We start from the raw sequence: 7,450 nt of genomic DNA on the forward strand, positions 1-7,450 counted from the left end.
CGCACTGAACGTGGTTGTCAACGGCTGGTTCGTCTGGCGCTGGGCGCAGGAGTGGGCGCCGTACTGGCAGGAGGTCTTCCGGCGCGCGTCGCGCGGCGACACCTCCGCCGACGGCCTGCCACTCCCCAGTGAGCAGGCGAATTCTCTGCTGGTGGCGATCCTGCTGATCGCCACCGCGCTCTGGCTGGCGTACGAGGTGCCGACGATGGCCTCCGGCGGGCAGACGGTCGGCAAGCGGGTCATGCGGATCCGGGCGGTGCCGATGGCCGCCGACCAGCCGCTGGGCGTCCGCCGGGCGCTGAGCCGCTGGAGCACGATGGGCCTGCCGACCCTGCTCTGGTACTGCGCCGGGCTCGGCCTGGTGCTGCAACTGGTCGACGCCCTCTCCCCCCTCTTCGACCACCCCCTGCGCCAGGCGCTGCACGACAAGCGCGCACAGACGGTGGTCGTCGAAGTCCCTCAACACACCGACACCGCCCCCTCGAACGACCATAACCAGCCCCCGGGAGACACCCCATGACCGACTCCGGACGTCACCAGCCGGCGCTGCGGCTGACCCGCGTCGACCTGGACGCGCTGCCCAGCTACGTGCCGGGGCGCAGCCCCGCCGACCTGGCCCGCGAGTTGGGCCTGCCGGAGGCCATCAAGCTGGCCAGCAACGAGGTGCCGTACGGCCCGCTGCCCGGCGTCGTGGAGGCGGTCACCGAGGCCATCACCACCTCGCACCGCTACCCGGACATGGGCGTGGTCGCGCTGCGCGACGCGCTGGCCCAGCGGTACGGGGTGGACGCCGACCGGATCGCCACCGGCTGCGGTTCGGTGGCGCTGGCCGAGCACCTGGTGCGTGCCACCTGCCTGCCCGGCGACGAGGTGCTCTACTCGTGGCGGTCCTTCGAGGCGTACCCGATCATCGTGGCGACCAGCGGCGCGACCAGCGTGCGGGTGCCCAACGACGCCGGGCACGGGCACGACCTGGCGGCGATGGCGGCGGCGGTGACCGACCGGACCCGGGTGATCTTCGTCTGCAACCCGAACAACCCCACCGGTACGGCGGTGCGCCGCGCCGAACTGGACCGGTTCCTCGACGCGGTGCCGGACGACGTGCTGGTGGTCATCGACGAGGCGTACCGGGAGTTCGTCACCGACGCGGAGGTGCCGGACGGTCTCGACTACCTGGACCGGCCGAACGTGGCGGTGCTGCGCACGCTGTCGAAGGCGTGGGGGCTCGCCGGGCTGCGGATGGGGTGGCTCGTCGCCCAGCCGGTGGTGGCCGCCGCCATCCGCAAGGTGGCGACTCCGTTCTCCAGCAGCACGGCAGCCCAGGCCGGGGCGCTCGCCGCGCTGACCCAGGTGGCGGAGATGGAGCGCCGCTGCGCCCTGGTCGTCGCCGATCGGGACCGGGTCACCGAGGCGCTGCGCAAGTTCGTGCCCGAGGTGCCGACGAGCCAGGCCAACTTCGTCTGGCTGCCGCTGGGCGAGCGGGCCGTGGCGTTCGGCAAGGCGTGCGAGGCGCGCGGGGTGATCGTGCGGCCGTTCGCCGGGGACGGGGTCCGGGTGACCATCGGCACCCCGGCCGAGAACGACGCGTTCCTGGCTGCGGCCGAGGCCGCGCTGGCCTGACCGTCGCCGGCGGTAGCGCACCCACCCACAGGCAGGGAATGACGGCGGGCGGGGCAGCACGCGGCTGCTCCGCCCACCAGCGCCCCTAGGGCGCTCCGTCGACCACCGCCAGTCGCCACTGCGCCTCACCCTCGACTCCGACGGCAAGGTCGGTCGAGACGCCCTTGTCGACGTAGACCTGCGACAGGTTGGGCACCCCGTCGCAGGGATATCGCAGCGGAGCCGCGGTCTTCACGTCCAGTGCGATCCGGCCTCCTCCCGTGCAGACGAAATACACGGTGAAACTGGCCCCACTGGGAACGACATCTGCGATGGTTGCTTCCTTCTGCTCCGCCAGCGGGCCGGCCAGCAGCACCCGGCCGGGCGGAAACCATCCCGTCGGCGCCTCCGTGGTGGGCGCAGGCCGACTCGGCCCGGTGGGTGCGGGCGGGTTGGTCGGCACCGCCGATCGTCTCGCCGTGTCACCGGTGCAGCCGCTGACCATCAGCAGAGGGACGACCGTGCCGATGGCCAGGCATACGGCGGAACGACCAGCGCGCATCTCGCGTCTCCAATCCAGGCCGGACGAGCATGCTGAACCTCACCTCGGTCGTCAAGCTGCGAGAAGTAAGCGTCGTTTGTCCAACTTTGCGTTGTTTCTGCCCTATCTTCCGAAGTAGCCGGCCGTGCCGAGGACTCACGCCGGCTCACTTCGAGAAAACGGGGTAACGAACAGTGCGTACTGCCAAGATCTGTCTGGCCGGGACGGCCGCAGCGGCGATGGTGGGCTTCCTCGCCGCGCCGGCTGCCGCCGCGCCCACCGACACCACCGACACCACCTTCGAGGTGCTCGCCGGCACCCTCGACATCGTCGCGCCGGCCACCGCCGACCTCGGCGACGGTGCCCCCGGTGGCGTCATCACCGGCCAGCTCGGCGTCGTGACGGTCACCGACTCGCGAGGTGCCGCCGACGCCTCCTGGGTCGCCTCGGTGACCGCGAGCGTCTTCCAGACCGGCGGCGGCTCACCGCCCGAGACGGTCCTCCCCGAGGAGATCGACTACTGGTCCGGCCCGGCAACGGCCACGACCGGCACGGGCACCTTCACGCCGGGGCAGGCCACCGCCGGCGACGCCCAGCCGCTGTCCAGCGTCACCCCGCTCACGGCGTTCACCCACAGTGGCGGCACCGGGGGCAACACCGCCAGCTGGAACCCCACCCTGGACGTCAACGTCCCGCTGGACAGCATCGCGGGCGTCTACACCGGCACGGTGACACATTCGGTGGCATAGCCGCCGGGGGCGGTCGACCATCGCTGTCGCCCTCGCCCTGTTCTGCCTCGCCGGTCCGGGTCTGTCGACCCGGGCCGGCGCGGTCGAACCGGAAGCGGGATCCGACGACGGCACCATCGGGATCCGGTTGTTGGAAGCCCCGACCGAACGCCGCAGCGACCCCCGGGCGCTGCGCTACATCGTCGACCACCTACCGCCGGGCACCACAATCAAGCGGCAACTGCTGATCGTCAATCGCACCGACCAGACCCGTCGGGTCGACGTGTATCCGGCGGCCGCGACCCTGGAGGATGCGGCGTTCCGCTTCGGCGAGGGTCGCGCCGAGAACGAGCTGACCTCCTGGGTCACCCTCGACGAGCGCTCAGTCGAGCTGGAACCATGGGGAGAGACCCGGGTCCGAGCGACAATCACGGTGCCACCGACCGCCTCCCAGGGCGAGCGGTACGGGGTGGTCTGGGCATCCACCGCCTCAACCCCCCGGGCCGGCGGCGAGATCACGCAGGTCCACCGGGTCGGAGTCCGGATGTACCTCGACATCGGGCCCGGTGGCGAACCCGCCTCCGACTTCTCGATCGGCGAGGTACGCCCGGCCCGCAGCCCCGAGGGCGAACCGTCGGTGACCGTCCAGGTCAGCAACACCGGAGGCCGTGCCGTCGACCTGACCGGCGCGGTCATCCTGAGCGATGGTCCGGCCGGCAGTCGGGCCGGCCCGTTTCCGGTCGGGCAGGGCGTCACGCTGGCGCCGGGCGCCTCCGGGCACGTCATCGCCCGACTCCCGAACACGTTGCCCAACGGTCCCTGGAAGGCGGAGGTGAACCTGGAAAGCGGCCTGGTGAAGCGGAGCATCGCCGCGCAGGTCACGTTCCCCGACGCTGGTCAGGTCGGGAAACGGGGCAATGTCGTCTCCCGGATGTTCTCCGGGTGGACCGTGGTGGCGACAGCAGTGGGGCTGCTGCTGGTCGTCGGCCTCGCCATCCTGGCCCGCCGGTCCCGCCGGCCTTGGCCTCGCACCAGCCGCCCGAGGGAGCGCACCCCGGCCGGCCGTTGATAGCGGGCGTGCCAGCCCGACCACCGTCTCCGGCCGGCCCGTCAGCTCAGCCTGTTGCGGCGGGCGGCGAACCAGCCGGCGACGATCAGGGCCGCGCCCAGGACGGCGAGGAGCAGCGCCGACCCACCCGACCCGGTGACCGGCAACTCACCGCCGTGACTCGGTGTGGGCTGGGGCGGCGCCGTCGGTGTGGACGTGGGCGGCGGCTGAGTCGGAGGCGGTGTCGGCGACGCCGGCAGGATCTCGAAGGTGACGCCCGTGTCCGCCGACGGCTCGGCCCGGACGACGCCGAACCCCTGCGCCGAGGCGGGGCCGGCGGCCAGCACCGGCGACACCGCCAACGCCAGGCTCGCGGTGGCGGCGAGCGCCCCGCCCACGAGGTAGTTGGCTGCTGTCCTGGCCATGCGCCGACCCCTTCCACCGGAAACCTGAACCGTGAAAAACGTACCCTTTCACGACAAAGGGAATGGAATGGTTCGGTGTTCCGAGCCGGAAGACGCCACGATCAGGTGGCGGCCAGGATCACCGTCTCGCCGGTGTAGAAGTAGCGCCGGTCATCGCCGGTGGGGTCGACCGGCCTTCGGAGCCGCTCGATCGCGACGAAGCCGTCCTCGGCAGTCACCGCCCCGGGCGCCCAGCCGGTCCCGTCCGACCCAACATTGAGCGCGAATCGGGACAACTGCCTACCGGTCACCGGATCCAGCGTCACCAGATCGTTCGCCTCGGTCAACAGGTGCACCCGGCCAGGCTGCCCCGCCAGCACCCGCGCCCCGTCCAGGCCCGCGGAGCGCCACAGCTCGGTGGCCGTACGCGCCGATCGACCCACAACGACCCCGTCGAGCACGGCGACGGACTGCTCACCGACCAGCGCGACGCCGGCCGGATCCAGCGCGGGAGCGGCGACCGGCGACCCGGCAGTCAACAACCAGCCCCGGCCGCCCTCGACACCCGGTCCGGCGGTCCGCAACCCCAGACAGTCCGAGCCGCCGGTACGACATCCGAGTGGCGTCACCACAAACCCGTCCGGGCCGCCCGGCGGTCGCCAACGCTCCCGCACCTCGCCCGTGGCCACGTCCCGGAACTCGACAGTGGCCGCCCCGGCGCAGGTGTCCAGACCGATCAGCAGCCCGGTGGCGCTGGTGCCGACATCGCTGCGGCACCTGCCGGGCAGCGCGACCCGCCACAGCTCCCGACCGCCGCTCAGCTCGACCCCACGCGCCTGGGCATCCCCGGTCACCACCAGCACGATCCGCCCGTCGGGAAGGTCGGTGAGCTGGAGCCCGGGCGCATCCCAGACGGTCGCCGCCCAGGTACGACGTACCGGCGCCGTGCTCTCGACAGGCTCCGGGCCGTCGGCTCGCCAGAGCACCCCGCCGGTCCGGGCGTCGAGTGCGACGAGCTGCCCGTCGGACCAACGGCTGACCACGGTACTGCCGCTCGCCACCACCCCGGTCAGCTCCGCCGGCCAGCGCCGGTACGACCAGTACGGGCTGGTCCGGTACCGGCCGTCGACCGGCCGGTCGGCGTAGACCTGACGGTGTGCGGCGTACACCCGCAGTCTTCCGTCGACGATCAACGGGGCGACCGGCAACCGACCGATCACTCCGGCGGCCGGTCGGGCCGGGGCCGGATAGTCGGCCCGCGCCACAGTACTCACCTCTGCCGGTGCGAGGACCCGGTGGACGATGACCGCGACGGCTGCCGTCGCGAGCAGCGCCGCGACCGCGATCGCGAGCCGTCGCCGGCCTCTCGGGAACCTCATGCCGCACCTCCGCCCGGCACCCTACCCAGCGGAGAGGGCCGGACCCCGTTCAGGTCACGGCGACGGCTGACCGCCTGGCGCTCAGGCGGCTTCGACGGAGCCGGCGGCACCGGCCGCGACGGCGAGGTCGGCGAGATCACGCCAGAGCGCCGCCTCGACCGCCCGCGCGGCCAGCCCGCCGAGCAGCAGCGCGACCACCCGACCGTACGGAGCGGTCGGCACCGCCTCGTGGGTCACTGTGACCGCTGTGCAACCCCGACGGCGGCGGCGGACCGGCCGCAGGCTCCAGGTGATGCGGTAGTCGGCGCCGGTGCCGGAGGAGCAGAGCACCAGTCGCTGCGGTGCGAGCGCCTCGACCACCAGGAACTCCTCGGTCAGCGTGGCGCCGCCCGGCTGGACCCGTTCCTCGCGCCAGGAGGTGCCCGGCCCGAACGAACCCGGGGTGAGCACCTCGATCGGGCCGGCTGCGGTCAGCCGGGCCGCGCGGCCAGGCAGGTCGGTCAGCAGACGCCAGACGTCGACAGCGTGCGCCTCGATGATCCCGGTAATCGCCACCGTCGACATGCCACCCTCCCGTGTCCCCGACGGTACGCGGAGTGAGGGCCGGACGGGGCCCCCGGAGCGGAATTTCCACCCCCCGGGGGCCACGTTGTCCGATTGGGCGGTCGCTTCGGCACCGGTCGTCGTCGACCGGCGCCGAAGCGCCGGTCAGCGCTCGAAGCGACCGGCCCGAATCGCGCCGATGAACGCTGTCCACCCCGGCGGGCTGACCGCGAGTGTGGGACCGGTCTGGTCCTTGGAGTCGCGGACCCCGACCAGACCATGGACGTCGACCAGGTTGTCCGCCACTTCCACGCAGAGCCCCTGGTCGTTTGAACGGCTACTGGTACGCCAGACCGCGCCCGCAAGATCGTGCATCGTCGTTACCTCCGTGTGCGTCGGGATTGCCCCACCGCTGTGGACGGGCATTGGGCCCGGCCCGTGTGGGACCACTTGATCCGCGTGACCAACGGCGCAACGAGGGCTCTTGATCGCACCCGCTGTGCGATCAAGAGTCCCGTGAACGAGACGACTCGAAGACCAGATGGTCAGAGCACTCCGGAGGGGTCGCAGTAATCCGACTCAGCAGAGGAAAGCCGCTGCTGGGCTGTGCCGCGGCGGCGGCTTCAACGGGCCGGACGAACCGTGCCGGACACCTCGCCGAGGGCGATTGTGGTGCCGTCCGGGCCGGGCGCCGTGGCGGTGATGGTCACCGTGTCGCCGTCGTCGAGGAAGGTACGGCTCTCGCCGCCCACGGTGACCGGTTCGGCCCCGCCCCAGTGACCGAGGTCAGCGTCTTGCCCTCACCGGTCTTCATCTCGGCGATGTTGCCGAAGTGAAGCGCCGCGCCGCCCATCACCTGGACGTCGTACGGGCGCTGGCCGAGCACCCTGGCGGCCGCCTCACGGGCCACCGCGAACGCCTCCGGCAGCAGGTCGTCGAGGGTCTCACCCTCGTCGAGCCGCTCCCGGAACTGTTCGGTCATGCCGGCCAGTTCCTCGTCGGTGAGGTTGACGTAGTCGTCCTCGATCGAGCTGACGGCATTGGCGATCGCCTTGAGGCGGCGCACCATGCGGCCCTCGCCCGCGTTAAGGACCTTTTCCAGAATCGACACGGATCAACGCTCCCCTAGACAGTCTCGAACCATCGTAGGCGCTTCATCGGCGCGATGGTCACTGGTGGCGGTGCTCGACCCCGCCGAACCCGACATA

At 72.0% G+C, this 7,450-nt stretch carries 9 protein-coding genes and 2 pseudogenes; 4 read left to right on the plus strand and 7 right to left on the minus strand.

The genetic code is table 11. The features are described 5' to 3' along the window. Together ABZ749_RS25110 and hisC are read left to right on the plus strand one after the other, a co-directional pair. The coding region (locus ABZ749_RS25110; protein ID WP_357231886.1) for an RDD family protein at positions 1-520 on the plus strand (520 nt) is incomplete at its 5' end. Beyond that, entirely contained in the window at positions 517-1,620 is a 1,104-nt protein-coding gene (gene hisC / locus ABZ749_RS25115) for a histidinol-phosphate transaminase (protein WP_355005917.1), read from the plus strand. The genes ABZ749_RS25110 and hisC, both read left to right, overlap by 4 nt. Before the next feature lie 85 nt (positions 1,621-1,705). On the opposite strand, the gene ABZ749_RS25120 is transcribed toward hisC, so the two are convergent. After that, positions 1,706-2,161 (minus strand): hypothetical protein, encoded by a 456-nt coding sequence (locus ABZ749_RS25120; protein WP_357231889.1) that lies wholly within the window; start codon positions 2,159-2,161, stop codon positions 1,706-1,708. A gap of 173 nt (positions 2,162-2,334) precedes the next feature. Between ABZ749_RS25120 and ABZ749_RS25125 the strand changes: the two genes are divergently transcribed. Next, positions 2,335-2,889, plus strand: a complete 555-nt coding sequence (locus ABZ749_RS25125) for a hypothetical protein (RefSeq protein WP_357231892.1) — start codon at positions 2,335-2,337, stop codon at positions 2,887-2,889. Positions 2,890-3,019: 130 nt separating this feature from the next. Further along, positions 3,020-3,937: a hypothetical protein gene (locus tag ABZ749_RS25130; RefSeq protein ID WP_357231895.1), complete on the plus strand. Its 918-nt coding sequence runs from the start codon at positions 3,020-3,022 to the stop codon at positions 3,935-3,937. Positions 3,938-3,978: 41 nt separating this feature from the next. Here the strand turns inward: ABZ749_RS25130 and ABZ749_RS25135 are convergent, their stop codons facing one another. From ABZ749_RS25135 to ABZ749_RS25160, 6 genes and pseudogenes are all read right to left on the minus strand, one after another. Next, positions 3,979-4,341, minus strand: a complete 363-nt coding sequence (locus ABZ749_RS25135; RefSeq protein ID WP_357231898.1) for an LPXTG cell wall anchor domain-containing protein — start codon at positions 4,339-4,341, stop codon at positions 3,979-3,981. A 101-nt stretch (positions 4,342-4,442) separates the two neighbouring features. Further along, positions 4,443-5,699 carry a PQQ-binding-like beta-propeller repeat protein gene (locus ABZ749_RS25140; RefSeq protein ID WP_357231901.1) on the minus strand — a complete coding sequence of 419 codons (1,257 nt, stop codon included), beginning with the start codon at positions 5,697-5,699 and terminating at the stop codon, positions 4,443-4,445. 81 nt (positions 5,700-5,780) lie between these two features. After that, positions 5,781-6,263 (minus strand): SRPBCC family protein, encoded by a 483-nt coding sequence (locus ABZ749_RS25145; RefSeq protein ID WP_355005922.1) that lies wholly within the window; start codon positions 6,261-6,263, stop codon positions 5,781-5,783. A 144-nt stretch (positions 6,264-6,407) separates the two neighbouring features. After that, on the minus strand, positions 6,408-6,617 hold the full coding sequence (locus ABZ749_RS25150) for a DUF397 domain-containing protein (protein ID WP_130405275.1): 210 nt from the start codon (positions 6,615-6,617) through the stop codon (positions 6,408-6,410). Between the two features lie 248 nt (positions 6,618-6,865). Continuing rightward, a pseudogene (locus tag ABZ749_RS25155) lies at positions 6,866-7,030 on the minus strand (fumarylacetoacetase); the annotation flags it as partial. Next, a pseudogene (locus tag ABZ749_RS25160) lies at positions 7,021-7,353 on the minus strand (preprotein translocase subunit SecA); the annotation flags it as partial. The pseudogenes ABZ749_RS25160 and ABZ749_RS25155, both read right to left, overlap by 10 nt. Positions 7,354-7,450 lie beyond the last annotated feature (97 nt).

This window comes from Micromonospora sp. NPDC047753 (assembly GCF_040642735.1).
In the GTDB taxonomy this organism is placed as follows: Bacteria; Actinomycetota; Actinomycetes; order Mycobacteriales; family Micromonosporaceae; genus Micromonospora.

Bases quoted from the DNA above. Each gene is read 5' to 3' on its own strand.
- hisC (WP_355005917.1), top strand. From the start codon at position 517: ATGACCGACTCCGGACGTCACCAGCCGGCGCTGCGGCTGACCCGCGTC.
- ABZ749_RS25120 (WP_357231889.1), bottom strand. From the start codon at position 2,161: ATGCGCGCTGGTCGTTCCGCCGTATGCCTGGCCATCGGCACGGTCGTC.
- ABZ749_RS25135 (WP_357231898.1), bottom strand. From the start codon at position 4,341: ATGGCCAGGACAGCAGCCAACTACCTCGTGGGCGGGGCGCTCGCCGCC.
- ABZ749_RS25140 (WP_357231901.1), bottom strand. From the start codon at position 5,699: ATGAGGTTCCCGAGAGGCCGGCGACGGCTCGCGATCGCGGTCGCGGCG.
- ABZ749_RS25145 (WP_355005922.1), bottom strand. From the start codon at position 6,263: ATGTCGACGGTGGCGATTACCGGGATCATCGAGGCGCACGCTGTCGAC.
- ABZ749_RS25150 (WP_130405275.1), bottom strand. From the start codon at position 6,617: ATGCACGATCTTGCGGGCGCGGTCTGGCGTACCAGTAGCCGTTCAAAC.